Origin of the sequence: Streptomyces sp. NPDC008317 (assembly GCF_042955955.1) — a bacterium.
Classification (GTDB): domain Bacteria; phylum Actinomycetota; class Actinomycetes; order Streptomycetales; family Streptomycetaceae; genus Actinacidiphila.
The window spans coordinates 149,791-174,363 of sequence record NZ_JBIBFQ010000011.1 but is presented as its reverse complement, the minus strand read 5'-3'; the positions used below and the strand labels follow the sequence as shown (position 1 = coordinate 174,363).

The 24,573-nt window shown below is 72.0% G+C and carries 23 protein-coding genes; 14 read left to right on the top strand and 9 right to left on the bottom strand.

The window, feature by feature from the left end:
- Positions 1–139 precede the first annotated feature (139 nt).
- A complete protein-coding gene (locus ACFY9V_RS30840; RefSeq protein WP_391163850.1) occupies positions 140–3,373 on the top strand; it encodes a tetratricopeptide repeat protein in 3,234 nt (1,077 codons plus the stop codon).
- Positions 3,374–3,483: 110 nt separating this feature from the next.
- Here the strand turns inward: ACFY9V_RS30840 and ACFY9V_RS30835 are convergent, their stop codons facing one another.
- Positions 3,484–3,690, bottom strand: coding sequence for a hypothetical protein (locus ACFY9V_RS30835; RefSeq protein WP_391163849.1), 207 nt, complete (start codon positions 3,688–3,690; stop codon positions 3,484–3,486).
- A 33-nt stretch (positions 3,691–3,723) separates the two neighbouring features.
- A complete protein-coding gene (locus tag ACFY9V_RS30830) occupies positions 3,724–4,491 on the bottom strand; it encodes a VOC family protein (protein WP_391163847.1) in 768 nt (255 codons plus the stop codon).
- A 227-nt stretch (positions 4,492–4,718) separates the two neighbouring features.
- On the opposite strand from ACFY9V_RS30830, the gene ACFY9V_RS30825 reads away from it, so the two are divergent.
- The gene (locus ACFY9V_RS30825) at positions 4,719–5,552 is read left to right on the top strand and encodes a rhodanese-like domain-containing protein (RefSeq protein ID WP_391163846.1); all 834 of its coding nucleotides are present in this window, start codon (positions 4,719–4,721) and stop codon (positions 5,550–5,552) included.
- A 161-nt stretch (positions 5,553–5,713) separates the two neighbouring features.
- On the opposite strand, the gene sepH is transcribed toward ACFY9V_RS30825, so the two are convergent.
- The 3 genes from sepH to ACFY9V_RS30810 form a co-directional block, all read right to left on the bottom strand.
- Positions 5,714–6,820, bottom strand: a complete 1,107-nt coding sequence (sepH, locus tag ACFY9V_RS30820) for a septation protein SepH (RefSeq protein WP_355338482.1) — start codon at positions 6,818–6,820, stop codon at positions 5,714–5,716.
- Between the two features lie 374 nt (positions 6,821–7,194).
- Positions 7,195–8,535, bottom strand: a complete 1,341-nt coding sequence (locus ACFY9V_RS30815; RefSeq protein ID WP_355338479.1) for a D-arabinono-1,4-lactone oxidase — start codon at positions 8,533–8,535, stop codon at positions 7,195–7,197.
- Positions 8,474–9,736 (bottom strand): MFS transporter, encoded by a 1,263-nt coding sequence (locus ACFY9V_RS30810; protein WP_391048896.1) that lies wholly within the window; start codon positions 9,734–9,736, stop codon positions 8,474–8,476. The genes ACFY9V_RS30815 and ACFY9V_RS30810 overlap by 62 nt, the downstream gene beginning before the upstream one ends.
- Before the next feature lie 220 nt (positions 9,737–9,956).
- On the opposite strand from ACFY9V_RS30810, the gene ACFY9V_RS30805 reads away from it, so the two are divergent.
- Together ACFY9V_RS30805 and ACFY9V_RS30800 are read left to right on the top strand one after the other, a co-directional pair.
- Positions 9,957–11,090 carry a ferrochelatase gene (locus ACFY9V_RS30805; protein ID WP_391163845.1) on the top strand — a complete coding sequence of 378 codons (1,134 nt, stop codon included), beginning with the start codon at positions 9,957–9,959 and terminating at the stop codon, positions 11,088–11,090.
- Positions 11,091–11,187: 97 nt separating this feature from the next.
- Positions 11,188–12,006, top strand: coding sequence for an inositol monophosphatase family protein (locus ACFY9V_RS30800; protein WP_355338470.1), 819 nt, complete (start codon positions 11,188–11,190; stop codon positions 12,004–12,006).
- 208 nt (positions 12,007–12,214) lie between these two features.
- Here ACFY9V_RS30800 and ACFY9V_RS30795 read toward each other — a convergent pair whose 3' ends face one another.
- Entirely contained in the window at positions 12,215–12,388 is a 174-nt protein-coding gene (locus ACFY9V_RS30795; RefSeq protein WP_188282026.1) for a hypothetical protein, read from the bottom strand.
- A 289-nt stretch (positions 12,389–12,677) separates the two neighbouring features.
- Between ACFY9V_RS30795 and ACFY9V_RS30790 the strand changes: the two genes are divergently transcribed.
- The 4 genes from ACFY9V_RS30790 (at position 12,678) to ACFY9V_RS30775 (ending at position 16,206) form a co-directional block, all read left to right on the top strand.
- Positions 12,678–13,331: a response regulator gene (locus ACFY9V_RS30790; RefSeq protein WP_391163844.1), complete on the top strand. Its 654-nt coding sequence runs from the start codon at positions 12,678–12,680 to the stop codon at positions 13,329–13,331.
- Positions 13,332–13,336: 5 nt separating this feature from the next.
- Entirely contained in the window at positions 13,337–14,605 is a 1,269-nt protein-coding gene (locus tag ACFY9V_RS30785; protein WP_355338466.1) for a HAMP domain-containing sensor histidine kinase, read from the top strand.
- Positions 14,606–15,024: 419 nt separating this feature from the next.
- Complete coding sequence (locus tag ACFY9V_RS30780; protein WP_103884889.1) at positions 15,025–15,324, top strand: DUF4193 domain-containing protein; 300 nt, start codon at positions 15,025–15,027, stop codon at positions 15,322–15,324.
- Positions 15,325–15,441: 117 nt separating this feature from the next.
- Positions 15,442–16,206 carry a hypothetical protein gene (locus tag ACFY9V_RS30775; protein WP_355338463.1) on the top strand — a complete coding sequence of 255 codons (765 nt, stop codon included), beginning with the start codon at positions 15,442–15,444 and terminating at the stop codon, positions 16,204–16,206.
- Between the two features lie 55 nt (positions 16,207–16,261).
- Here ACFY9V_RS30775 and ACFY9V_RS30770 read toward each other — a convergent pair whose 3' ends face one another.
- A complete protein-coding gene (locus ACFY9V_RS30770; protein WP_355338460.1) occupies positions 16,262–16,711 on the bottom strand; it encodes a DUF3093 domain-containing protein in 450 nt (149 codons plus the stop codon).
- Between the two features lie 27 nt (positions 16,712–16,738).
- On the bottom strand, positions 16,739–17,632 hold the full coding sequence (locus ACFY9V_RS30765; protein ID WP_355338457.1) for an SDR family oxidoreductase: 894 nt from the start codon (positions 17,630–17,632) through the stop codon (positions 16,739–16,741).
- A gap of 155 nt (positions 17,633–17,787) precedes the next feature.
- On the opposite strand from ACFY9V_RS30765, the gene ACFY9V_RS30760 reads away from it, so the two are divergent.
- The 4 genes from ACFY9V_RS30760 to ACFY9V_RS30745 all read left to right on the top strand — a co-directional run bounded on the left by ACFY9V_RS30760 (position 17,788) and on the right by ACFY9V_RS30745 (position 20,675).
- A complete protein-coding gene (locus ACFY9V_RS30760; RefSeq protein WP_355338454.1) occupies positions 17,788–18,393 on the top strand; it encodes a PaaI family thioesterase in 606 nt (201 codons plus the stop codon).
- A 37-nt stretch (positions 18,394–18,430) separates the two neighbouring features.
- Positions 18,431–18,961 carry a dUTP diphosphatase gene (gene dut, locus ACFY9V_RS30755; RefSeq protein WP_188282019.1) on the top strand — a complete coding sequence of 177 codons (531 nt, stop codon included), beginning with the start codon at positions 18,431–18,433 and terminating at the stop codon, positions 18,959–18,961.
- 2 nt (positions 18,962–18,963) lie between these two features.
- A complete protein-coding gene (locus ACFY9V_RS30750; RefSeq protein ID WP_355338451.1) occupies positions 18,964–19,737 on the top strand; it encodes a DUF3710 domain-containing protein in 774 nt (257 codons plus the stop codon).
- A 200-nt stretch (positions 19,738–19,937) separates the two neighbouring features.
- The gene (locus ACFY9V_RS30745) at positions 19,938–20,675 is read left to right on the top strand and encodes an ABC transporter ATP-binding protein (protein WP_355338448.1); all 738 of its coding nucleotides are present in this window, start codon (positions 19,938–19,940) and stop codon (positions 20,673–20,675) included.
- 95 nt (positions 20,676–20,770) lie between these two features.
- Here ACFY9V_RS30745 and ACFY9V_RS30740 read toward each other — a convergent pair whose 3' ends face one another.
- Positions 20,771–21,952: an ROK family protein gene (locus ACFY9V_RS30740; protein ID WP_355338445.1), complete on the bottom strand. Its 1,182-nt coding sequence runs from the start codon at positions 21,950–21,952 to the stop codon at positions 20,771–20,773.
- A gap of 239 nt (positions 21,953–22,191) precedes the next feature.
- Between ACFY9V_RS30740 and ACFY9V_RS30735 the strand changes: the two genes are divergently transcribed.
- The gene (locus ACFY9V_RS30735) at positions 22,192–23,346 is read left to right on the top strand and encodes a Gfo/Idh/MocA family oxidoreductase (RefSeq protein WP_355338795.1); all 1,155 of its coding nucleotides are present in this window, start codon (positions 22,192–22,194) and stop codon (positions 23,344–23,346) included.
- Between the two features lie 24 nt (positions 23,347–23,370).
- Positions 23,371–24,378, top strand: coding sequence for a sugar phosphate isomerase/epimerase family protein (locus ACFY9V_RS30730; RefSeq protein ID WP_355338442.1), 1,008 nt, complete (start codon positions 23,371–23,373; stop codon positions 24,376–24,378).
- Positions 24,379–24,573: the final 195 nt, after the last annotated feature.

Here is a 24,573-nt window from a genome sequence, read left to right as displayed (position 1 = left end):
CCGCATATAGCAGATGAAGTTGTCACCCGCGCACAGTATGAGCTATTTCCGCCCTGCAGCGGGCCTGGGTGGTATGGCACGGTGACGCACCGTCGTGTCATGCTCACATTTCGAGACGGTGTGACGGGTGGGGGCGACGATGGAGATTCATCTCCTGGGGGCGGTCGAGTTATCGGCGAACGGGACGGTCCCGCGACTCGGATCCGACCGCGAGCGCTGTCTCCTCGCGTCACTCGCCCTGGACGTCGGTCGGCCGGTCGCCCGCGATGTCCTGGCGGCCCGATTATGGGACGAGGAACCCCCGGAGCACGCGCGCGCGAATCTCCACACCTACATCTCCCGGCTGCGTCGCGTCATACGGGACGCGGCCGAAGCGACCGGCCGGCGCCCTGACGCCGTCATCACGCTGCGCGCGCATTCGTACACCTTGGAAGCCGATCCGGAGATCATCGACTGGCACCGGTACCTGCGACTGTCCGGCGACGCCAGGGCCGTCCACGACCCGGAGACCGGTGCGGCGGCGGGCACCGGTTCAGGCCCCGGCCAGGACGCGGAGAAGGACGCCCGTGCCTTGGCCCTGTTCGAGGACGCGGAGAGCCTGTGGGTCGGCGAGGCCCTGGCGGGGCTGCCCGGGGTCTGGGCACACGCGGCGCGTACCGCGATGACGGAACGCCGGCTCACGGCGACCCACGCGAAGCTCGAACTGCGCATGAGGCTACGGCAGTTCGCCGACATGGTATCCGAGCTGACGGAGCTGACCGAGGCCCATCCCATGGACGAGACGCTGGCCCGGCACCTGATGGTGGCGCTGTACGGAAGCGGTCGGCACGCCGACTCGCTCGCGGCGTTCCAACGCACCAGGCGGCTGCTCCAGGACCGGCTCGGTACCGATCCCGGCGAACGCCTCACCCGCACCCACAGCCTGATTCTCCGCCAGGCTCCGCTGCGCGAACTCGTCCCCGATCTGCGCCCGGAGGAGTCCACGGGACCACCGGCCGCCCGCGGCCCGCGCAATCTGCCCCGCCGCCAGCAACTCGTCGGCCGGGAAGGCGAACTGAACCGGCTTCTCACCGCGGACGCGGCGCTCGGGACCGCGGGATCGGTCATCACCATCGAGGCGATCTCCGGCATGGCGGGCGTCGGCAAGAGCGCGCTGGCTCTCCACGCCGCCTACCGGCTCGGCGACCGGTACCCGGACGGGCAGATCTTCATCGACCTCCACACCCACTCGGCGTCCCGGCCGCCGATGACGCCCGAGGCGGGACTGACCGCGCTCCTGCGCGCGTTCGGTATCCCGCCGGGTGAGATTCCGCACGATCTTCCGGAACGTACCGCGCTGTGGCGGACCGTTCTCACGGGAAAACGTGCGGTCATCGTCCTCGACGACGCACAGAATTCGGAGCAGGTCGTACCGCTTCTTCCGGACGACAGCGCCTCACTCGTACTGATCACCAGCAGACACCGCCTCACCGAACTCCCGTCCGCGCGGCCGATGTTCGTGGATGTTCTTCCGCTCGACGATGCGATCGGCCTGTTCCGGCGGCTTGTCGGACCCGAACGCGCGAATGACCCGGCCAAGATCGAGGCAGTGGTCAAGCGCTGCGCGCTGCTGCCGCTCGCGGTGGAAATCGTGGCCAGCCGGTTCAAGGCGCGGCCCTCCTGGAATCTCGGCCATCTCATCGAGCGTCTGTCCCGCCGACCCGGTCGTCTGCTCGAAATACGGGACGGCCACCAGGAGATGGCCGCCGCATTCGAACTCTCCTACAACGCGCTGTCCGCACCACAGCGTGCCGCCTTCCGCCGTCTCAGCCTCCATCCCGGCCCCGACTTCGGCGCGTACGCCGCCGCCGCGATCATCGACGAACCGCTGGACCGCACCGAGCGGCTGATCGAGGACCTGCTGGAGTGCCATCTCCTGCAGGAACCGCGGGCGAACCGCTACCGCTTCCACGACCTGCTCGCCGAGTACGCCACGCTGCTGGCCGAGTCGGAGAAGGCGGCCAACGCCGACGCGCTTCTGCGTCTCACCGAGTACGCCCTGCGGACCGCCGACCGCGCCGACCGCCTGCTGCGCCCGCACCGCTTCCGCCTCGACCTGCCCGCACCGGCCCACCAGGTGTTCGTCCCCTCCTTCCCCGACGCCGCCGCGGCCCACGGCTGGCTCGACGAGGAGATGGAGTGCCTGCTCTCCATCGAGCAGCACGCGCGCCGGGTGGGCCACACCGCCGAAGCCGCGTGGCTCGCGCACGCGCTGGCCGACTTCGCCGAGTCCGAGGGCTACTGGCACGAGGCGGTCGTCATGCACCGGGCAGCGGTCGCCCACTGGAACGCCTCCGCCTCCCCCCGCGCCGAGTCCCGCGCCCTTCTCTCCCTCGCGGCGGTCCACGCCCGCGCCAGCCAGTACCCGCGGTCCGCGGAAGCGGCCGAGCGCGCCCTCGCCCTGGCCCGCGACGCCGGTGACGACGCGACCACAGCCGAGGCGCTCAACCAACTCGGCGTTCTGCACTGGCATGTGAGTGAGTGCGAGGCGGCGGTGACCATCCTCAAGGAATCTCTGGAACTGAGGGGCGACGACCGGTGGAACCGGGCCAGGACTTTGAACAATCTGGCGATCGCCTATCTCCACATGGGTGATCACAGGAACGCGTTGGAATCATTCACCCGCTCACTCCAGGACATGCATCAATTGGGCGACTTGCGTCTGGAATCCAGATTACTGAGCAATATCGGAGACCTTCGGCGCCGGGCGGGTGACATCGAATCCGCGAGAACCGCCTTCCAGGAAGCACTCGCCTTGAACAACGATTCCGGGAGCGAGGCCGACCGGGCGACCATTCGCATGAATATCGCGACCACCATGAGAATTCCCGAGGAATTCGACGCCGCCGTGGACATGCACACCTCCTCCCTGGCCGCCTTCCGCCGCCTCGGGGACCGCAAGAACGAGGCGAGCGCGCTCAACGGACTGGGGACCGTGTACCGGGAAGCGGGCCGCCACGCGGAGGCCGCCATCCATCACGACGCCGCACTCCGCCTGGCTCGTGAACTGGGCGTCGGCGACGACGAGGCCGCCGCGCTCCGCGGGCTCGGGATCGCCGCGGGCGCGGCCCGCCAACTCGGAAAAGCGAGGGAGTACTTGGAGGCGGCGGCCACAGTGGCCCTCCGCATCCGCGTACCGGACGAAGAAGCACTCGCCTGCGACGCGCTCGCCGGCCTGCTCCTCGACGACGGGCGTCCGGAGGAGGCACGGGGCCTGTGGCGGCGCGCACTCGCGCTGTTCGAGCCATTCAACGACATGGCGGCAGAGCGAATTCGCGAAACCCTGATCAGAATTGACCGAACTCGGTCAAATCGCTGGCAGAGAGAAGCATGATAGCGCACCGCGACCCCGGCCCTGGCATCTGCTAATTGGCATATGCCAGCACGTTTCGAATGCTTGCGCGCACCCAATGTGATCACGCAGGATCTTGCCCTCCAATAGATTCAACGGAACTTGAGGGCATCACGCATGCGGGTCAACTTTGCCGCCATTGTCGTCGGCTTGGTCATATTCACCTTGCCCGGACAGACCGCGGAAGCGAATTCAGCTCCGCGCGGCGGCCACACCGTCAGCGCCCACGCCTTCGCCGGGCAGACGCCTTCCGCCGGATCAGCCGCGGGCCGGTTCCACGAGGACGTCTGCATGCCCATGTGACCGGCTTCCCTCGGGCCCCTGAGATCGGCTCACGGCGGGCTCTGGAGGGTGAAGGGGGCGCCTTCGGGGTCGGTGAGGGTGGCGGTGCGGCCGTGGGGGGACGGGTGGGCGGGGTGGATGACGTGGCCGCCGAGGGCCGTGACGCGGGCGGCGGCGTCATCGACGTCCGCCACGGCGAAGTGGGTCGTCCAGTGGGCCCCTCGGTCGCGCGGGACGCGGGAGCCGACGCCGTGGATCGCGGCGACGGGGTGGCCGCCGACGCGGAGCAGGACGTCGTCGGAGTCGGAAGCGGCGTCTTCGGCCTCGAGACCGAAGACGGCCTCGTAGAACTTGCCGACGAGCGACGCGTCCCGCGTCACCAACTCGCTCCAGGCGAGGGTGCCGGGCTCGCCGGTGGCCTCGGCGCCGCCGAGGAGTCCGCCCTGCCAGACACCGAAGACGGCGCCCGAGGGGTCGACGGCGAGGGCGAGCCGTCCTTCGTCGTTGACCTGGAGGGGGCCGATGCCGACGGTGCCCCCGCATTCGCGGACCAGTTCCGCGGTCTCGTCGACGTCGTCGGAGGCGAGCATCGTGGTCCAGGCGACCGGCCGGTGCGGCTCGGGCGCCCCCTCGCCGATACCCGCGATGCGGCGGCCGTCCAGCTCGGCGAGGGCGTACGTGCCCAGTTGGGGCGGTCCCGGTACGAACTCCCAGCCGAACAGCGCGCCGTAGAAACTCCGCGCAAGGTCGGCCCGGTGCGCCATGAGGCTGACCCAGCAAGGGGTGCCAGGTGGGCGACGGTTCGGTACCTCGGTCATGGCTACGGTCTCCTGGCGGGCAGCCGGCACGGCGTGCCCCGCCGGTCGGGAATGGTGTGGCACAGCCGATCGTCGCACCACCCGGAGCGGCGCGCGCCGTGACCGCGCCGCATTCATCACCCTGGTGCCGCGCGGCAACCGAAATGTCATGTCGCTTCCGTTTCGCGGCCGTTGCCGTACGGTGTCCCGCCGTACGGCGGCTACGACCGGTCGACCACAATGTGCGTATGGAACCCCTCATCTCCGTGACCGAACTCGCTTCCGCCGCAGAGCGGGACGGCGTCACCGTCCTCGATGTGCGCTGGCAGCTCGGCGGCCCTCCCGGCCACCCCGCCTACCTCGAAGGCCACGTACCCGGCGCAAGGTACGTCGACCTGGACGCCGAACTGGCCGGGCCCGCCGGGGCCCGCGGACGGCACCCGCTGCCCGACCCCGAGGAGTTCGGCGCCGCCATGCGCCGGGCCGGGGTGAGCGGCGACCGGGACGTCGTCGTGTACGACAACTGGCAGGGCTGGGGCGCGGCCCGCGCCTGGTGGCTGCTGCGCTGGGCCGGGCACACCCGCGTACGCGTCCTCGACGGCGGTCTCGCTGCCTGGACCGCGGCCGGACACCCGCTGAGCCGGGACGAACCCGCGGGGGGCGCGGGGGACTTCGTGCCCGCGACCGGCGCCCTGCCGCTGCTCGACGCGGCCGGGGCGGCCGACCTCGCCCGCCGCGGGGTGCTCCTCGACGCCCGCGCACCCGAGCGCTACCGCGGCGACTCGGAGCCGATCGACCGCGTCGGCGGGCACATCCCCGGCGCCGTCAACGCACCCACCACGCAGAACACCGGCGCCGACGGCCGGTTCCTGCCCGCCGCCGAACTCACCGACCGCTTCACCGGGTTGGGCGCAGTGCCGGACGCCGAAGTGGGCGTCTACTGCGGCTCGGGGGTCTCCGGCGCCCACGAAGTCCTCGCCCTCGCCGCGGCCGGGATCACGGCCGCGCTCTACGTCGGCTCCTGGAGCGAATGGTCCGCCGACCCGGCCAACCCGGTCGCCACCGGCCCCCAGCCGGGCTGACCCCAGCGACACCCCCTACCAGGCCCGGGCAGGGCCCCGCACCGGCCGCACGCGACCCGGTAACGCGCGAGCCGCCGCACAACGCGTCAGGGGCAGCCACCAAGGTGGCTGCCCCTGACGGCCGTCGGCTCCCGGTCTGTCCAAGCCGCGCGCCACACGCGCTACTCCTGCTTCTTGCGCCTGCTCCCGAACACGATCTCGTCCCAACTCGGCACCGTGGCCCGGCGTCCGGGGCGGACCCCGTCGGCCTCGGCCTGGCGGTCGGTGGTGCCGACCAGACGGTCGCGGTGACCGGCGACGGCGCGCGGCATCAGGACGTCGGCGTAGGCGGACCCGGCGCTGGCGGCCGGAGCCGCCTCTTCCTCGGTCTCCTCCTCCGGCTCCACGGCGGGCACGACGTCCGGAGGACCCGGCGGGCCCGGCGGAGGCGCGGGCACGACCATGTCGCCGCGGAAGTTGGGCACCGCTTCGAGCAGGCTGGTCAGCGAGTCGCGCTCCTCCGGCTCCGGCCGGTCCTCGGCGCGGGCCTCGCGGTCGGCGCGGTCCGGCCGATCGGGCCGTTCCAACTGCCGGTCGAGGGCGCGGTCGAGAGGCCGGTCACGCGGCAGGCGGGCGATCCTGGGCACGAAGGGGAAGCTCGGTTCCTTCGTGCTCTCCTGCTGCGCGGCGTTCTCACCGATCAGCGCCCTGGCCTCGTCGTCGACGGCCGCGACCAGGCGGCGCGGCGGGTCGTAGGTCCAGCTCGCGGAGTGCGGTTCACCGGCCACCCGGTAGACCAGGAGGACTTCCCACGTGCCGTCGTCGCGGCGCCAGGAGTCCCACAGGACGGTGTCCTTCTCCGCGCCGCGCAGCAACAGCCGCTCGGCGACGGCCTCGCCGAGCTGGGGCCCGGTGCTCTCGCCCTGGCGGCGTACGGGCGTCTTCCTGGCCCGCTCGGCCATGAAGGCGCGCTCGGCCAGGACGGGACCCTCGAAGCGCCGTACGCGCTCGACCGGGATGCCGGCCATCGACGCGACCTCTTCCGCCGACGCACCCGCACGTATACGTGCCTGGATGTCGCGGGGCCGCAGATGGCTCTCGACCTCGATCTCGATCTGTCCGAGACGGGCCCGGTCGTTGCGGACGGCGGCGCGCAGCCGTTCGTCGATGGGGAGTGTGTATTCCGTGCTGTCGGCAGCCTTGAGCACCAGTCGTGTGCCGTCATTGCTGACGGCCACAACCCGCAGTTCGGGCACGGTTACCTCCCGGGTGGTGCCTGCCGACGTCACGTGCGTCGCTGCTCCCGTTGGACGAGTGTGGCCTGCCCGGGTGCAGCGTGCCACAACCTTGCAGAGTTACCCGGCGTGTCGGGGTGACACGGTGACACGCCGTTATGGGACGGTGGTCGATTGGCCACTCAGCGTGACCGATCGCGGCACCCCGGGACGAGTGCCGTCGGGCTCCCCTCCCGCCGTTCCGGACCAGCTACCGACCACCCGGACGGGCAACCGGGAGCCAGGATTCGCCACGGTACTCCATTTGGGCCAGCGGGGTGGGCTGCCGCGCCGTCGAATCTGGGCCAGGAGCGCGGGAGTTGAGTGGCACGGCTCACACGAAAGGGTTGCGCGCCGAGTGCAAATGCGGACTTTCCCGCATGAAGCGACTACGAGCCCAGCACCCGCCGGAGGTAGTCGTTCGTGAACCGCCGGTCCGGGTCCAACCGGTCCCGCAGCGCCGTGAATTCGCCGAAGCGCGGATAGGCCGAGGCGAGGTATTCCGCGTCGCGGGTGTGCATCTTGCCCCAGTGCGGACGCCCGCCGCGCGCGGTCATGATCCTCTCGACCGCGGTGAAGTACTCCTGGTAGCGGCTGCCCCGGTACATGTGCACCGCGATGTACGCGCTGTCCCGGCCGGACGCCGTCGACAGCGCGATGTCGTCGGCGGGCGCGACCCGTACCTCCACCGGGAAACTGATCCGCAAGTCGGACCGCTCGACCATCGCCTTCAGCTCGCGGATCGCGTCGACCGCCGCCTCGCGCGGCACCGCGTACTCCATCTCCACGAAGCGCACCCGGCGCGGGCTGGTGAAGACCTTGTACGGGATGTCGGTGTACGAACGGGCCGACAGGGCGCGGCTGGAGAGCTTGGCGATGCCGGGGATGACGGCGGGCGCGGCCCTGCCGACCACGCAGGCGGCCTGGAAGACGCCGTTGGACAGCAGTTCGTCGTCGATCCAGCCGCGTACGGCGGGGACGGGCGCGGCCGGGCCCTGGCTGCGGTTGTTCCGCTTGGTGTTGCAACTGTCGGTGTGCGGGAACCAGTAGAACTCGAAGTGCTCGTTCTCCGTGGCGTGCTGCTCGAACTCCGCCATCACCCGGTCGAACGCCATCGGCTCCTCGCGCGCGGTCAGCAGGAAGACCGGCTCGACGGCGAAGGTGACGGCGCTGACCACGCCGAGCGCGCCGAGCCCGATCCGGGCGGCGGCGAAGACGTCGGGGTTCTCCTCGGCCGAACAGGTCAGCACCGAGCCGTCGGCGGTGACCAGTTCGAGTGCGGTGATCTGGGCGGCGATCGAACCGGAGTCACGGCCGGTGCCGTGCGTGCCGGTGCTGGTGGCGCCCGCCACCGTCTGCTCCATGATGTCGCCCATGTTCGTGAGCGACAGGCCCTCGGCGGCCAGCGCCGCGTTCAACTGCTTGAGCTGGACGCCCGACTCGACGGTGACGGTGCCCGCCGCGCGGTCGATGGCGCGGATCGCGGTCAGCCCCTCGGGGCGGATCAGCACCCCGTCGGTGGCCGCCGCGGCGGTGAAGGAGTGCCCGGAGCCGACCGCCTTCACCGGCAGGCCGTCCTCGGCGGCCCGCCGCAGCACGGCCGCCAGTTCGCCCACGGAGGCGGGCGCCACGGCCCGCGCCGGCCGGGCGGAGACGTTCCCCGCCCAGTTACGCCACGCCTTCTGTTCGGCCCTGCTTGTCGTGCGTGCCGTACTGCCCGTCGTGCTCATCGCGCGGCCCCTCCCGCTCCGGCGCCGGCTTGAGCCGGCGATACCCGAGAAACGCCACCGCCACGGCGAGGACCGCCGAGGCGGCGGGCACCGCGAAAGCCGCCGACGCCCCGTGCGAGTCGATCACCCGACCCGCCACCGAGGCCCCTGCGGCGACTCCGACCGCCATCCCCGTGGAGGTCCACGTGATGCCCTCGGTCAGTTTCGTCCGCGGTACCAACCCTTCGATCAGGCCCATCGCGGTCACCATCGTCGGAGCGATGGTCAGGCCCGAGAAGAACAGCGCCACGGCCAGAAACGGCAAGTTTCCGACCAGTAGTGGCGGGATCATACTCACAGTCATCAACGCGATGCCCAGCAGGAACCTCCCGGTGGGCGTCCCGCGCGGGGTCATCAGCCCGAAGACCAGCCCGGCCAGACACGATCCCAGGGCGTACGTCGCCAGCACCAGACTGGCCAGCGCCTTGTGCCCGCGCTCGTCCGCGAAGGCCACGGTGGCCACGTCGACCGCGCCGAACAGCGCCCCGGTGCCGACGAAGACGCCGGTGACCACCAGCAGCCCCGGCTCGCGCAGCACCGACCGGTCCGAGAGGCGGTCGCGCGGATGCGGCGGCGGCTCGGTGGCGTGCTGCGCGGTCAGCAGCAGTACGCCGGTGCCCAGGAAGACCGCGGCCAGCAGCGGGCCCGCCTCCGCGAACCAGGCCGTGCACAGCCCGATCGACAGGATCGGCCCGAGGATGAAGACGATCTCGTCCACCACCGACTCGAAGGAGTAGGCGGTGTGCAGGAGTTCGGGAGAGCCGCGGTGGATCCGCGACCAGCGGGCGCGCACCATGGCGCCCATGCTCGGCGTGCAGCCCGCGCCGACCGCGCACACGAAGTACACCCAGTCCGGCGAACCGGCCCGCACCGCGATCAGCAGGGCCGCCACCGACAGCACCGTCACGGCGCTCGCGGGACGCAGCACCCGCCGCTGTCCGTACCGGTCGACCAGCCGGGAGATCTGCGGTCCGATCGCCGCCCCCGACAGGGCCAGCGCGGCGGCGAGCGCGCCCGCGAGCCCGTACCTCCCGGTGACCTGGGAGATCATCGTCACGATGCCGATGCCCAGCATGGACAGTGGCATCCGCCCGATCAGCCCGGCGGCGGAGAACGCCTTGGTGCCGGGAGCGGTGAAGATCGCGCGATAGGGGCTGGACAAGGGCGCTCCCGGCGGCGTCGCCGAATTCTCGGTAAGGAACGTAGCTGGCGCGTACAGCTTACGAGTCCGCGCAACCGAATTGTGCCGCGCGGCGCCCCGGATTCCAGCGCGCGGATTCCACCGCGCGGAGGGCGCCCGCGGCGGCCACCGCGCGACCGTGTGAGCTCGTCCGGGGAGGCGGAGCGCGGCGGGATCGTCGCGGGGTGGCAGGATCGATGACATGTCCGATCAGCCGCCTCAGCGCGACCCCCACGACGCCGGCCCGTACGACGCCCTGCTGCTGCTCTCCTTCGGCGGCCCCGAGGGACCCGACGACGTCGTGCCCTTCCTGGAGAACGTCACCCACGGCCGGGGCATCCCCAAAGAGCGGCTGAAGGAGGTCGGGCGGCACTACTTCCTCTTCGACGGCGTCAGCCCGATCAACGCGCAGAACCGCGAACTGCTCGACGCGCTCCGCAAGGACTTCGCCGGGCACGGCCTCGACCTGCCGGTCTACTGGGGCAACCGCAACTGGGCGCCGTATCTGACCGACGCCCTGCGGGAGATCGCGCGGGCGGGCCACCGCCGGGTCCTGGTGCTGGCCACCAGCGCCTACGCCTCGTACTCCGGCTGCCGGCAGTACCGCGAGAATCTGGCCGCCTCGCTGGCCGTGCTGGCCCGGGAGGGCCTCCCGGTGCCGCGGGTGGACAAGTTGCGGCACTACTTCAACCACCCCGGCTTCGTCGAGCCGATGACCGAGGCGACGCTGGCCGCGCTGGACGCGCTGCCCGCGGACGTACGCGACGGCGCCCGGCTCGCCTTCACCACGCACTCGATCCCCACCTCGGCCGCCGACACCTCGGGACCCGTCGAGGGCCACGGCGACGGCGGCGCGTACGTCGCGCAGCACCTGGACACCGCCCGGGTGATCGCCGACGCGGTACGCGCCGCGACCGGCGTCGACCGGCCGTGGCAGCTCGTCTACCAGTCGCGCAGCGGCTCCCCGCAGATCCCGTGGCTGGAGCCGGACATCTGCGACCACCTCGAGCAGGCGCACGCGCAGGGCGCGCCCGCGGTCGTCATGGTGCCGATCGGCTTCGTCTCCGACCACATGGAGGTGAAGTACGACCTGGACACCGAGGCCGTCGCCAAGGCCGCGGAGCTGGGGCTGCCGGTCAGCCGCGCCGCGACCGTCGGCGCCGACCCGCGCTTCGCCGCCGCGGTGCGCGACCTGGTGCTGGAGCGGGCCGCGACCGAGCGGGGAGCGGCCCCGGCGCGCTGCGCGCTGGGCGCGCTCGGCCCCAGCCACGACATCTGTCCCGCGGGCTGCTGCCCGGCCAGGACCCCGCTGCCCGCCGCCGCCGGAACCGACTGACCGGTACCGACCGGAGCCGGGCGGCGGGACACGACCGGCAGGTACCGACCCCGCCCCGGAGACCGGCTGTGACCGGAACCGACTAAGGAGCCCCCCGTTGAGCCCCACCCCCGACGCGTCGTCGACCGAGCCCGCCGCGCTGCTGGAGATCGCCCTGGAAGCCGCGCGCAGGGCCGGTGAGCTGCTGCGCGACGGCCGCCCCGCCGACCTGGGCGTGGCCGCCACCAAGTCCAGCCCGATCGACGTCGTCACCGAGATGGACATCGCGGCCGAGAAGCTGATCACGTCCTACATCAGCGGTCTGCGCCCCGACGACGGCGTCCTCGGCGAGGAGGGCGCGAGCAGCGAGGGCACCAGCGGGGTGCGCTGGGTGATCGACCCGCTCGACGGCACGGTGAACTACCTCTACGGCCTGCCGTCCTGGGCGGTGAGCATCGCCGCGGAGGTGGACGGCGAGGCGGTGGCCGGTGTGGTGGCCGCCCCGATGCGCGGCGAGACGTACCAGGCGGTACGCGGCGGCGGCGCGTTCGTCAACGGCGAGCGGGCCCGCTGCCGTCCGGCCCCGGCCTTCTCGCACGCGCTGGTCGGCACCGGCTTCGGCTACCTGTCCGAGCGCCGGGCGGCGCAGGCGACGGTGGTGAGCGCCCTGCTGCCGCGGGTCCGGGACATCCGGCGCGGCGGCTCGGCCGCGATCGACCTCGCGGACGTGGGCTGCGGGCGGCTGGACGCGTACTTCGAGCGCGGCCTGAACCCCTGGGACTTCGCGGCCGGGGCGCTCTTCGCCCGCGAGGCGGGCGCGCTGACCGGTGGACGGCCGGGAGAGGCCGCCTCGGGCGAGCTGACGGTCGCGGCCCCCGGCGGCCTCTTCGAACCGCTCCAGGAGCTGCTGGACGGCTTGGGCGCCTGGCACGACTAGAGCCGTCGACACGGCGGCGGGGGCGGCGGGGCAGGTGGGGCGGACCGTGGCGCTCGCCGCGTTCGTAGGACCCCGCGGGGCTCGCAGCGCTCCCAGCGCGTGTCACGCCGACCGTCCGATGAGCGGCCGATATCCGCGCGTAGACATGCGAACGCCCCGGCACCTGTGAGGTGTCCGGGGCGTGCGGCTCGGGGTCAGCCGGTGTGGATCAGGCGACCTTCGGCCGTACGTCCACGCCGTTCTCCGACGCGAGTCGGCGGAGGTCTTCCAGTTCCGCCTGCTCGACGTCGGCGAGGAAGTCGTCGCCTGTCTCCCGGGCCCGGCGCAAATCGGTCTCCGTGCTGTGTATGCGCTGGAGGATTCCGGTGGTGAACGCGTCCATTAGGCGCCCCCTCGTCGTCGTCGTTGACACGGGGTGTGTCAAGCCAGGTACCACGCGAGGGAAACGCGTGGCGAGGCGTGGTGGGTGGGTGTGCAGTCGTCTTGCCCACCCGCTTCGGAGCGGAAACCTCCGTCGGCCGGAGGAATATTCCGTCGTCGGTCCCTTACCGCCGATTTACGGTCCTCAGGTGCAGGATGGTGGAGCATTCGCACAGCTCATGCCGTTCCGGCCGCGGCTCCGCGCCGCCGCAGGACCGCTCATGTCCCCCCGCTCTGGAAGGAACAGCGCCTTGCGCGTACTGGTCGTCGAGGACGAGCAACTGCTCGCCGATGCGGTTGCCACCGGGCTGCGCCGCGAGGCGATGGCCGTCGACGTGGTCTACGACGGCGGCGCCGCCCTGGAGCGGATCGGGGTCAACGACTACGACGTGGTCGTCCTCGACCGCGACCTCCCGGTCGTCCACGGCGACCAGGTGTGCCGCGAGATCGTCGATCTCGGCCTGCCCACCCGGGTGCTGATGCTCACCGCCGCCGGTGACGTCAGCGACCGGGTGGAGGGTCTTGAACTGGGCGCGGACGACTATCTGCCCAAGCCCTTCGCCTTCACCGAGCTGACCGCGCGGGTCCGCGCGCTGGGCCGTCGTACGACCGCGGCACTGCCGCCGGTCCTGGAGCGCTCCGGCATCAGGCTCGACCCCAACCGCCGCGAGGTCTTCAGGGACGGCGCGGAGGTGCATCTGGCGCCCAAGGAGTTCGCGGTCCTCGAAGTGCTGATGCGCAGCGAGGGCTCGGTGGTCTCCGCCGAGCAGTTGCTGGAGAAGGCGTGGGACGAGAACACCGACCCGTTCACCAATGTGGTGCGGGTGACCGTCATGACACTGCGCCGCAAGCTCGGTGAGCCTCCGGTGATCGTGACGGTCCCCGGTTCCGGTTACCGGATCTGATCCGCGTGGCGTCCCCCTCCGCCGGCTCCCCCGCGCCCGCACCGCCCTCGGCCCCGCCGACCCCGCCCAGGCCCCCCTGGGACCCGCTGCCGGGCGAGAGCCCGCTGCCCTGGCTGCGCCCGACCATCCGGATACGGCTGACCGTGCTGTACGGCGGCATGTTCCTGATCGCCGGTGTGCTGCTGCTGTGGATCATCTATCTGCTGGCGGCCCAGGCCCTGCACCAGGGCAGCGAGCCGCTGTTCACCGTCAACAGCGGCCGGGTCAACATCGTCAGCAACACCTGCCCGAGCCTGATCAACGAGACGGATTCGGGGCGCTTCAACTCCGCCCTGGCGCAGTGCATGGCCGTCCAGCGCGAGGCGGCGCTCAATGTGCTGCTCAAGCGCTCGCTGCTGGCGCTGATCGGCCTGGCCGTGGTGGCGCTGGTCTTCGGCTACGTGATGGCCGGGCGGGTGCTCGCGCCGCTCGGGCGGATCACCAGGACCGCGCGGGTCGTGGTCGGCTCCGACCTCAAGCGCCGGATCGAGCTGGACGGCCCGGACGACGAGCTGAAGGAGCTGGCCGACACCTTCGACGAGATGCTCGACCGGCTGGAGAGATCCTTCGACGCCCAGCGCCGCTTCGTGGCCAACGCCTCGCACGAGCTGCGCACACCGCTGGCGATCAACCGGACGCTGCTGGAGGTCCAGCTCTCCGATCCGGACGCCTCGGCCGACCTGTTGCAGCTCGGCAAGACCCTGCTGTCCACCAACGAGCGCAGTGAGCAGCTGGTCGAGGGCCTGCTGCTGCTCGCCCGCAGTGACAACGAGATCGTGGACCGCAAGCCGGTGGACCTGGCGGAGGCCGCCTCCCGGGCGCTCGACCAGACCCGCGCCGAGGCGCAGGGCAAGGGCGTGGAGCTGCGCTCCCGGCTCGACGGCGCGGTCGTCCAGGGAAACGGCGTGCTGCTGGAAAGGATCGCCCTGAACCTGGTACAGAACGCGGTGCGGTACAACGTGGCGGAGAACGGCTGGGTCGACGTCTCCACGGCCGTGGAGGGCGGTCAGGGGCTGCTCGTGGTCGCGAACACCGGACCGGTCGTTCCGGCGTACGAGATCGACAACCTTTTCGAGCCGTTCCGGCGTCTGCGTACCGAACGGACGGGAAGTGACAAGGGGGTGGGACTGGGACTGTCCATCGCGCGGTCGGTGGCACGGGCGCACGGAGGCGTCATCGTGGCCGAGCCGCGCGAGGGAGGCGGCCTGGTCATGCGGGTCGCGATCCCGTTGTGAACCGCGTCACGCCCAGGACGGCCACCGGCGACGACAGCACCGACGAGTGTTCGCTATGCGAGAAATTTCGCGGTCTGTTCCCCGCCGGGAACCGTTGTGATCGACAGCACATGCTATTGGAGGGACACCTACACACAGTGATCAAGACATTGGGGAAAAAGACCGGAAAATCCATGTTTCCCCAGGTCATGATCACGGGAAGTACACGTGATGGCACCCGCGACATACGACTTTCAGACTGTCGCGAGTGACGATCGGCCACCCGTGCGATCACCCCTTCGGGGGCGACCTTGGGTGTCGATTGAGTAACAGGCCTTGATGTGAGGCAAAATCTCCGCCTCGGGTCGGGCACAAGTCCGGCCTCCCGCGCGTTACGTGCGCTGGAGACACCGCAGACACCCACAGGGGGAGAGCGAAAAATGGCTACGGATTACGACACCCCACGCAAGACCGACGATGACGTCAACGAGGACAGCATCGAGGAACTGAAGGCCCGGCGGAACGAGAAGTCCACCTCCGCGGTGGACGTCGACGAGTTCGACCAGGCGGAGTCCCTGGAGCTGCCGGGCGCCGACCTCTCCAATGAGGAACTGTCGGTTCGCGTACTGCCCAGGCAGGCCGACGAGTTCACCTGCATGAGCTGCTTCCTGGTCCACCACAGGAGCCAGCTCGCGGCGGAGAAGAACGGCAACCCGATCTGCCGCGACTGCGCGGCCTGATCCGCGGGCGCGGTGACGGGCTCACGGCGGGACGGCCGGGCGGACGACGCCGGCCGGGCGCAGGACCAGGACCGGGACCGGGCACAAGGCCCGGTGGAGGGTCCGACGGAAGGCCGGGTGGAAGGCCGAGAAGGCGACGAGCGGGGCCGCAGGGCCTCGCTCGCGGCCACGACCGCGCGCGGGGCGCGCGGAATACGCAGCGGGGCGCGCTACGGCGGCAGGAAGGCGATGGCGGGCATGGGCTCGGTCGCCGAGCGGCTGATCGAGGTCGCCCCGCGCATCCCGGTGCGTGACCTGGCGACGCTGCGGGGGCAGTTTCCCGGTCTCGGCCCCGAGGACATCGCGGACCGGCTGATCGCCACCGCGGTGAAGGGCACCATGACCGTCGGCGCCGGTGTGGGCGCCGCCGCGATGCTGCCCACCCCGCCGGCGATGCCGGCCGAACTGACCGCCGAGACGCTCGGCGTCGCCGCGGTCGAGTTCAAACTCATCGCGGAACTGCACGAGGTCTACGGACTGCGTGTCCCGGGCAACTCCCGGGAGCGCGCGACCGCGTATCTATGGTCCTGGACCGAACAGCGCGGTATCGATGTGCTGAAACTCTCCACGGTCAACGTGGCCCTGGGCAGCAGCATGAAGAAGGAGATGCGCCAGCGGCTGCTGCGCCGCACGCTGCGCAATATGCCGACGCTGACGCCGTTCATGATCGGCGCGGCCGTCGGCGCGGTGATGAACCGCCGCGACACCCGCAAGCTCGCCCAGCGGATCCGCCACGACCTGCGCGCCGCGCAGCTCCCGTGGCCCGAGCTGCCGGCCGTCGGCGCACCGGCCGACGCGGCCCTGACCGGCACGCTGTGGCAGCCGCCCGCCATCGAGCCCTGACCGGCCGCGTGCGCCCCCGCGGGGGCCCGCCCGGCACCGTGCGGCCCGATCGGTTCTACTGGGGCGCCTTCACGGCTTTCAGCGCCTCCGCGAGCCGCTTCGGCGAACGCGTCGACAGATAGACGTACGGCGTCGGGTCGTCCGGATCGGTCACGTCGACCTTCAGCGCCGTCGGCACGTACGAGCGCAGCAGCATGTACGCCCGCGGGTCGGCCTTGTGGGAGCGCCAGGCCACCGTCTCCGCCGCGTCGAGCACGGTCGCCTCGCCCAGTGCCGCCAGCGGGATCCGGGCCTTGCCCGCCACCAGCGAACCCGCCACCACGCGGATCCGCGCGGACCCGTACGAGCTGACCGCCATCATGGCGACGGCCGCGCCGGCCGCGAGCCCGGCCAGCATCGGCAGCGGGCCGAACGGGAAGAGGATCAGCGCCATCGCCACACCCACCCCGGCGGCCAGGAACCACCAGGAGCGCGGCACGGTGAGACGTTCGTCGTAAGGCTGCATGGCACCAGACTGCCATGCGGTCCTGTGCTATCTGCCGCGAAGGCGCGCCAGCGCACGGGTGACCCTCGGCGGCGCCTGCCGCAGCCCGGTGGCGAGCTGCTTCGCCCAGTCGGAGGCCGCCGTCGGCGCCACCGCGTCCAGCACCGCGGTCGAGCGGGCGCCGCCGCCCACCAGATAGCGCGGCAGCGGGTGCCGGGCGGTCAGCGCCTTGCGCACCGCGAGCGCCACCGGGCGCGGCCCCGGCAGGTCGCGGCTGCCGCGCAGCACGTCCCCGGCCGCCGCGTACTGCTCCTGGTACGCCGACGCCCGCTCGTCGGGCAGCAGCCCGGCGCCGGTCTCCCAGATGCCGGTGCCGTAGGAGCCCGGCTCGATCAGCGAGACCTGCACGCCGAACGGCGCGGTCTCCATCCGCAGCGCGTCCGTCACCGACTCCAGGCCGCGCTTGCTCGCGCAGTACCAGCCGAGCATCGGCAGCGACACCCGCCCGGCGATCGACGACACGTTGACGATCCGGCCCGCCCGCCGGTCCCGCATCGCGGGCAGCACCAGGCGGGCGATCCGCGCGGGCGCCACCAGATTGGTCTCCAGCTGGCGCCGTACCTGCTCGTCGTCCACGTCCTCCACCGCGCCCGGCTGCGCGAACCCCGCGTTGTTGACCACCGCCCACGGCCCGCCGTCGGTCATCGTGGCGATCTCGGTGAACGCCCGGACGCAGGACGTCGCGTCGGCCACGTCGAGCACCGCGGTGCGCACCGCCGCGCCGGTACGGTCGACCGCCGCGCGCAGGGCCCGCGCGTCCCGGTCGTTGCGGACCGTGCCGATCACGTCGAAGCCGCAGTGCGCCAGCTCCAGCGTGATGGCACGGCCGATGCCGCGTCCGGCTCCGGTGACGACGACGGACTGGCCTACTCCTGGGGACATGCGCGCGCTCCGGTGCTACCAGATGACAACGGGGGGACTGCGGGGGCGGTACGAGGGTGGTACAGGGGGCGGTTTCCGCCGGCCGCCGGGCGGCTCCCCCGGGACCAACGGACACCGGCAGGGAAAGGATCCCGCGGAAGGGTAGGGTCTCGGGCGTGAGTGGAGCGAACACACCCAGAAGCGCCGGACGGTCGTCGTTGACGCCGCCGCCCGACGCCACCGCGCCCACGCGGCACCCGGACGCCCCGGCGCCGGGCGAGCTGCTCGGGGCGCACTACGACCAGTGCTTCGGCTGCGGCGAGGGTCTGCCGCACGGGCTGCACCTGGCGGCGCGGGCGGGCGAGGGCGTCAGCGTCACCGCCGAGTTCACCGTCAAGCCCGCCCACCAGGGCGCGCCGGGCCTCGCCCACGGCGGGGTCCTGGCCACCGCGCTGGACGAGACGCTGGGCTCGGTCAACTGGATGCTGCGCGCCATCGCCGTCACCGGACGGCTGGAGTCGGACTTCCTGCTCCCGGTCCCGGTCGGCGCCACGCTGTATCTGTCGGCGCGCTGCACCGCGGTCGCCGGACGCAAGATCTACAGCTCGGCCGAGGGCCGGATCGGCGGCCACGACGGGCCGGTCGCGGTCCGCGCGGAGGCGCTGTTCGTCGAGGTCAAGCTCGACCACTTCACGCAGAACGGCCGCGCGGAGGAGATCCGCGCGGCGATGTCGGACCCCGACCAGGTGAAGGTCGCCCGCGCCTTCGAGGTGAACCCATGAGCCGTGAGCCGCTGCGCCTCGTCAGCGAGGTGAACCCGTGAGCACAGAGCGACAGCCGGTGGACGTACTGCTGCACCGGCTCGACGAGTCCGTGCCCGTACCGTCCTACGGGCATCCCGGTGACGCGGGCGCGGACCTGACGACCACGCTGGCGGCGGACCTCGCGCCCGGCGAGCGCGCGGTCCTGCCCACCGGGGTGTCGATCGCCCTGCCCGACGGGTACGCGGCCTTCGTGCATCCCCGCTCGGGGCTGGCAGCGCGCTGCGGTGTGGCCCTGGTGAATGCCCCGGGAACGGTGGATGCCGGGTACCGTGGAGAGATCAAGGTGATCGTCGTCAACCTCGATCCGCGCGAGACCGTGCGGTTCGAAAAGGGTGACCGGATCGCCCAACTGGTCGTCCAGCAGGTCGAGCGGGTCCGTTTCCATGAGGTGGCGGAGCTGCCCGGCTCTGCCAGGGCCGCGGGGGGCTTCGGCTCCACGGGGGGTCATGCCGCGGTGGAGACGCCGTCGGCCGACACGTCCAGAGTCGGATTCGCATCGGTCGTTGCAGACCGGGAAGGACAGTGACCGTGTTCCGTCGTCGCAAGGAGCGCGAAGACGACCTCGACGAGCTCGACGAGGCCGCAGGCCCTGACGAGCAGGTCGAGGACGCCGAGGAGTCGGACGACTCCGGTGAGTCCCTCCGGTACAACCTTCCGCCCGCCCCGAGGCCCGACGGCCCGTGGGACCTGAGCGAGGTCAGTGAGCCCGGCGAGGGCCGCGTCGACCTCGGCGGACTGTTCGTGCCCGGAGTCGAGGGCATGGAGCTGCGGGTCGAGGTCGCGGGCGAGTCCATCGTCGCCGCGACCGTGGTGCTGCGGGACAGCGCCGTGCAGCTCCAGGCGTTCGCCGCCCCCAAGTCCGAGGGCATCTGGGGCGAGGTCCGCGAGGAGATCGCCGCCGGTATCACCCAGCAGGGCGGCATCGTCGACGAGCTGGAGGGGCCGCTCGGCTGGGAGCTGCGGGCCCAGGTGCCCGTCCAGCTCCCCGACGGCACCAATGGCGTGCAGCTCGTGCGGTTCATCGGCTGCGACGGCCCGCGCTGGTTCCTGCGCGGAGTGATCTCCGGCCAGGGCGCGGTGCAGCCCGCCGCCGCCGGTGTGCTGGAGTCCGTCTTCCGCGACACCGTGGTGCTGCGCGGCGACACCCCGATGGCGCCGCGCGACCCGATCGTGCTGAAGCTGCCGAACGACGCGCAGATGGTGCCGGACGGCGCCGCGCCGACCGAGCAGGGCGAGCCGTCGAAGTTCGGCGACGGCATCGACCCGCTGCGCCGCGGCCCGGAGATCACCGAGCTGCACTGAGGCGTCGCTCCGCGTACGCGCCGTTCGCGGCCTTCGTGGCCCCTCGTGGCCCGGATCCGTTCCCACGGGTCCGGGCCACGGCGTTTGCGCGTACCGTCCACGGCGTTTGCGCGTACCGTACGGATACGCGACGGCCGTACGGTGGCCGGCGCGCCGCGGGCGGGGGCCGGCAGGGGATGCGGCCAGGACGGGGAGGACGCATGAGCGAGGGGTCCACGGGACGTGCGGCGACGGCGGTCGCGGACGGTCCGCCGTCCGGGGACATGGTCGTCGTCGAGGATCTGCGCCGCACCTACGGCAGCGGCGACACCGCCGTGCACGCCCTGCGCGGTGTCTCGTTCTCCGTCCCGCGCGGCGAACTCGTCGCGCTCAAGGGCCGTTCGGGCTCGGGCAAGACCACCATCCTCAACCTCGTGGGCGGTCTCGACAGCCCCGACGGCGGCCGGATCATGCTCGACGGCACCGATCTGGCCTCGCTCGGCGACGACGAACTGCTCGCCCTGCGCCGGGACCGTATCGGCTTCGTCTTCCAGTCCTTCGGGCTGCTCCCCATCCTCAGCGCCGCCGAGAACGTGGGGGTCCCCATGCGGCTGCGCAAGACCCCGCCGCGTGAGCGCGAGGAGCGCGTCGAACTCCTCCTGGCCCTCGTCGGCCTCGCCGACCACGCCGCCCAGCGCCCCGGCGAACTCTCCGGCGGCCAGCAGCAACGCGTGGCCATCGCCCGCGCCCTCGCCAACCGCCCCGTCCTGCTCATCGCGGACGAGCCCACCGGGCAGCTCGACGCCGACACGGGCCTGGCCGTCATGGAGTTGCTGCGCGCGGTCGTCCGCAGCGAGTCCGTCACCGCCCTCGTCGCCACCCACGACACGCAGCTCCTCGCGCTGGCCGACCGCGTCCTGGAACTGCGCGACGGGCAGATCGTCCAGACCACGGACTGAGCGGCCTGACGCGGGTCAGGCCGGTACGGATCAGGCCGCTTTCCGGATCAGGCAGCTTTCCGGGTGAGACAGCTCCGGGACAGGCCGCTTTCCGGTCAGGCCGCTCCGGCAAGCAGTGAGGCGGCGTCGGCGAGGACGAGACCGGCCGCCCCGCGGACCTCGGCGCCGTCCCCGAGGCCGCCGGTGACGATCTCCAGGCCCTCCGCGGCGGAGGGAAGGGTGTGGCGGCGGACACCGGCCCGCATGGGTTCGAGGATGTCGGCGCCCGCGGCGGCGAGGTCGCCGCCGACCACGATCAGGCGCGGGTTGAGGAGGGTGACGAGCGTGGCGAGCGCGCGGCCCACGGCGTCTCCCGCGTCGCGGACGGCGCGCAGGGCGCCGGTGTTGCGGTCCCGGATGAGGGCGGGGAGGTCACGGGGTGCGACGGTCTCGCCCCAACTGTCGGACAGCAGGCGGGCGATGGCGACCGGACTGGCGACGGTCTCCAGGCAACCGCGGTTGCCGCAGCGGCAGATGAGGCCGTCGGTGATGAGCGGGAGATGGCCGATCTCCCCGGCGAGGCCCCGTGAGCCGAGCAGGAGGCGGCCGTCGCTGACGATGCCCGCGCCGATACCGGCGGAGAGCCGGACGTAGACCATGTCGCCCGCCTGCCGTCCGGCGCCGTACATGCGCTCGGCGAGGGCGCCGGCGTTGGCGTCGTTGGTGACGCGGACCGGCAGCGAGGTGCGGTGGCGCAGTTCGTCGGTGAGGCGCAGGCCGACCCAGCCGGGCATGATGCCCTCGGCGCCGAGGGCGCCGCTGCCCTTCTCGACCGGGGAGGCGATTCCGGCGCCGATGCCGAGGACGCGTTCGCGGGCGACGCCGGTTTCCTGGAGAGCGCGGCCGACGAGGACGGCGACCAGGTCGAGGGTCTCCTGCGGGGCGCGGTCCACGTCCTTGGCGACCCAGTGCTCCCACAGGACGGCGCCGAACAGGTCGCAGAGGATGACGCGTACGTGCTGGTGGCCGATGTCCGCGCCGATGGCGTAGCCCGAGCTGGGGACCAGCGAGAGGGACTGGGCGGGCCGTCCGGTGCGGCGGGGCTCCGGCTCCTCGGGGCCCTCGTCCTCGGTGACCAGGCCGACGGTGATGAGGTCGGCGATCAGCGAGGAGACGGTGGCCCTGGACAGGCCGGTGACGCGCACGAGTTCGGGCCTGCTGCTGCGTGCGGTGGTGTGCAGGGCCTCGAGGACCCGGAGCCTGCCGACCTCGCGGAGATTGACTGGAGTGTCGATCACTGCCCCCCGGATGTGTGACGTCTCGGCAACCGCACGGTGCCCTGTTGCCGTCACCGACGTCAAGAGCCTTGACTTATGCCGAAGTTCAGGCAGAAACTGCCGAACTGTTCTATCCGGCGCCGTGAGTTTCAGTCGATGCCGGATGAATAACGATTCACGGCCCGTACCAGGAGCGGCATTCCGCCAGGAGGACGTACGTGACGACGACACCACCCCCGGTCCCCGCGCTGCGGATCGGCATGGTCGGCCATGCCTTCATGGGCGCGGCGCACTCCCACGCCTGGCGCACCGCGGGCCGCTTCTTCGACCTGCCGGTACGGCTCGAACTCACCGCCGTCTGCGGCCGGTCGGCCCAGCGGGCGGCGTCGGCCGCCGAGCGGTACGGCTGGGGGTCGTACGAGACGGACTGGCGGGCGCTGGTGGCGCGGCCGGACATCGACGTGGTGGACATCTGCACGCCGGGCGACAGCCACGCGCGGATCGCGGAGGCGGCGCTCGCGGCGGGCAAGCACGTGATGTGCGAGAAGCCGCTGGCCAATTCGGTGGCGGAGGCCGAGGCGATGGTCGACGCGGCGCACAAGGCCCGGCAGGCCGGGGTGCGTTCGATGGTGGCCTTCAACTACCGCCGGGTGCCCGCGCTGGTGCTGGCGCGGCGGCTGATCGAGGAGGGCAGGCTGGGCACGATCCACCAGGTGCGGGCGCAGTACCTCCAGGACTGGCTGGTCGACCCGGAGTTCCCGCTGGCCTGGCGGCTGCGCAAGGACCGCGCCGGGTCAGGGGCGTTGGGCGATCTCGGCGCGCACAGCATCGACGCGGCGCAGTATCTGACGGGTCAGCGGATCAGCTCGGTCGGCGCGCTGCTGGAGACCTTCGTGACCGAACGGCCGCTGCCGGAGTCGGCGAGCGGTCTGTCGGGCAAGGGCGGTTCCGAGCGCGGCCGGGTCACGGTGGACGACGCGGCGCTGTTCACCGCGCGGTTCGACGGCGGCGCGATCGGCGTGTTCGAGGCGACCCGTTTCGCCACCGGGCACAAGAACGCCATGCGGATCGAGGTCAGCGGCTCGCGCGGCACGCTCGCCTTCGACGCCGAGTCGATGAACGAGCTGGCCTTCCACGACCGTTCCGAGGATCCGGACACCGCCGGTTTCCGCCGCGTTCTGGTCACCGAGCCCACCCACCCCTACCTTGACGCGTGGTGGCCGCCAGGCCATCTGATCGGCTACGAGCACTCCTTCACGCACCAGGTGCGCGATTTCGCCGAGGCGGTGGCGGGCGGTACGGATCCGCGGCCGTCGTTCGCCGACGGGCTCCAGGTGCAGCGGGTGCTGGCGGCCGTGGAGACCAGTGCGGCGGCCCTCGGCGTGCACATCCCGGTGCCCGCTCCTCAGTCCTGAAGCCCCGATCCCTGGAGGACGCACATGGCCCGACCCGTCACGCTCTTCACCGGCCAGTTCGCCGACCTGCCCTTCACCGAGGTGTGCGCGCTCGCCTCGCGGTGGGGGTACGACGGCCTGGAGATCGCCTGCTGGGGTGACCACTTCGACGTGGAGGCGGCGCTCAGCGACGACGCGTATCTGCCGCGGCTGCGCGACACCCTGGACAAGCACGGACTCAAGAGCTGGACCATCTCCTGCCATCTGACCAGCCAGGCGGTCTGCGACCATCCGATCGACGAGCGGCACCGCGGCATCCTGCCCGCCCGTATCTGGGGCGACGGCTCGCCCGAGGGGGTGCGGGAGCGGGCGGCGGAGGAGATCAAGAACACCGCGCGGGCCGCCGCGGCCTTCGGCGTGGACACCGTGGTCGGCTTCACCGGTTCGTCGATCTGGCACACGGTGGCGATGTTCCCGCCGGTGCCGGAGGAGATGGTCGACCGCGGATTCGCGGACTTCGCCGACCGCTGGAATCCGATCCTGGACGTCTTCGACGAGGTCGGGGTCCGGTACGCGCACGAGGTGCACCCGGGCGAGATCGCGTACGACTACTGGACGACCGTGAGGACCCTGGAGGCGATCGGCCACCGCCCGGCCTTCGGGCTCAACTTCGACCCCAGCCACTTCGTGTGGCAGGACCTGGACCCGGTCGGCTTCCTGTACGACTTCCGCGACCGTATCTACCACGTGGACTGCAAGGAGTCGGTCAAGCAGTTCAACGGCCGCAACGGGCGGCTCGGTTCGCATCTGCCGTGGGGCGACCCGCGGCGCGGCTGGGACTTCGTGTCGACCGGGCACGGCGACGTGCCGTGGGAGCCGGTCTTCCGGATGCTCAACAGCATCGGGTACGAGGGGCCGATCTCGGTGGAGTGGGAGGACGCGGGGATGGACCGGATGACGGGCGCGCCCGCCGCGCTCGCGCATGTACGGGCGCTGGCCGCGATCGAGCCGCCCGCGGCCTCCTTCGACTCGGCGTTCAGCTCGTCCTCATGAACGTCTGGGATCGTCGCTGCCGTCCTGCGGCTCCTCCCGGCGGGCCCGGTCCTGACAGGCTGGCCGGCCGGGCGGCGCTCGGCGCGGCCGGCCCCCCCCCCGGGGGGGCCGGGCCCCCCGGCGGGTGGCCCCCCCCGCGGCGGGGGGGCAACGGGGACTGGGGCCCGGGTGTGGTGCCGCGGGGTTGTGACCGTT

Bases quoted from the DNA above. Each gene is read 5' to 3' on its own strand.
- ACFY9V_RS30840 (WP_391163850.1), top strand. From the start codon at position 140: ATGGAGATTCATCTCCTGGGGGCGGTCGAGTTATCGGCGAACGGGACG.
- ACFY9V_RS30835 (WP_391163849.1), bottom strand. From the start codon at position 3,690: ATGGGCATGCAGACGTCCTCGTGGAACCGGCCCGCGGCTGATCCGGCG.
- ACFY9V_RS30830 (WP_391163847.1), bottom strand. From the start codon at position 4,491: ATGACCGAGGTACCGAACCGTCGCCCACCTGGCACCCCTTGCTGGGTC.
- ACFY9V_RS30825 (WP_391163846.1), top strand. From the start codon at position 4,719: ATGGAACCCCTCATCTCCGTGACCGAACTCGCTTCCGCCGCAGAGCGG.
- ACFY9V_RS30815 (WP_355338479.1), bottom strand. From the start codon at position 8,535: ATGAGCACGACGGGCAGTACGGCACGCACGACAAGCAGGGCCGAACAG.
- ACFY9V_RS30805 (WP_391163845.1), top strand. From the start codon at position 9,957: ATGTCCGATCAGCCGCCTCAGCGCGACCCCCACGACGCCGGCCCGTAC.
- ACFY9V_RS30795 (WP_188282026.1), bottom strand. From the start codon at position 12,388: ATGGACGCGTTCACCACCGGAATCCTCCAGCGCATACACAGCACGGAG.
- ACFY9V_RS30780 (WP_103884889.1), top strand. From the start codon at position 15,025: ATGGCTACGGATTACGACACCCCACGCAAGACCGACGATGACGTCAAC.
- ACFY9V_RS30770 (WP_355338460.1), bottom strand. From the start codon at position 16,711: ATGCAGCCTTACGACGAACGTCTCACCGTGCCGCGCTCCTGGTGGTTC.
- ACFY9V_RS30765 (WP_355338457.1), bottom strand. From the start codon at position 17,632: ATGTCCCCAGGAGTAGGCCAGTCCGTCGTCGTCACCGGAGCCGGACGC.
- ACFY9V_RS30745 (WP_355338448.1), top strand. From the start codon at position 19,938: ATGAGCGAGGGGTCCACGGGACGTGCGGCGACGGCGGTCGCGGACGGT.
- ACFY9V_RS30735 (WP_355338795.1), top strand. From the start codon at position 22,192: ATGGTCGGCCATGCCTTCATGGGCGCGGCGCACTCCCACGCCTGGCGC.
- ACFY9V_RS30730 (WP_355338442.1), top strand. From the start codon at position 23,371: ATGGCCCGACCCGTCACGCTCTTCACCGGCCAGTTCGCCGACCTGCCC.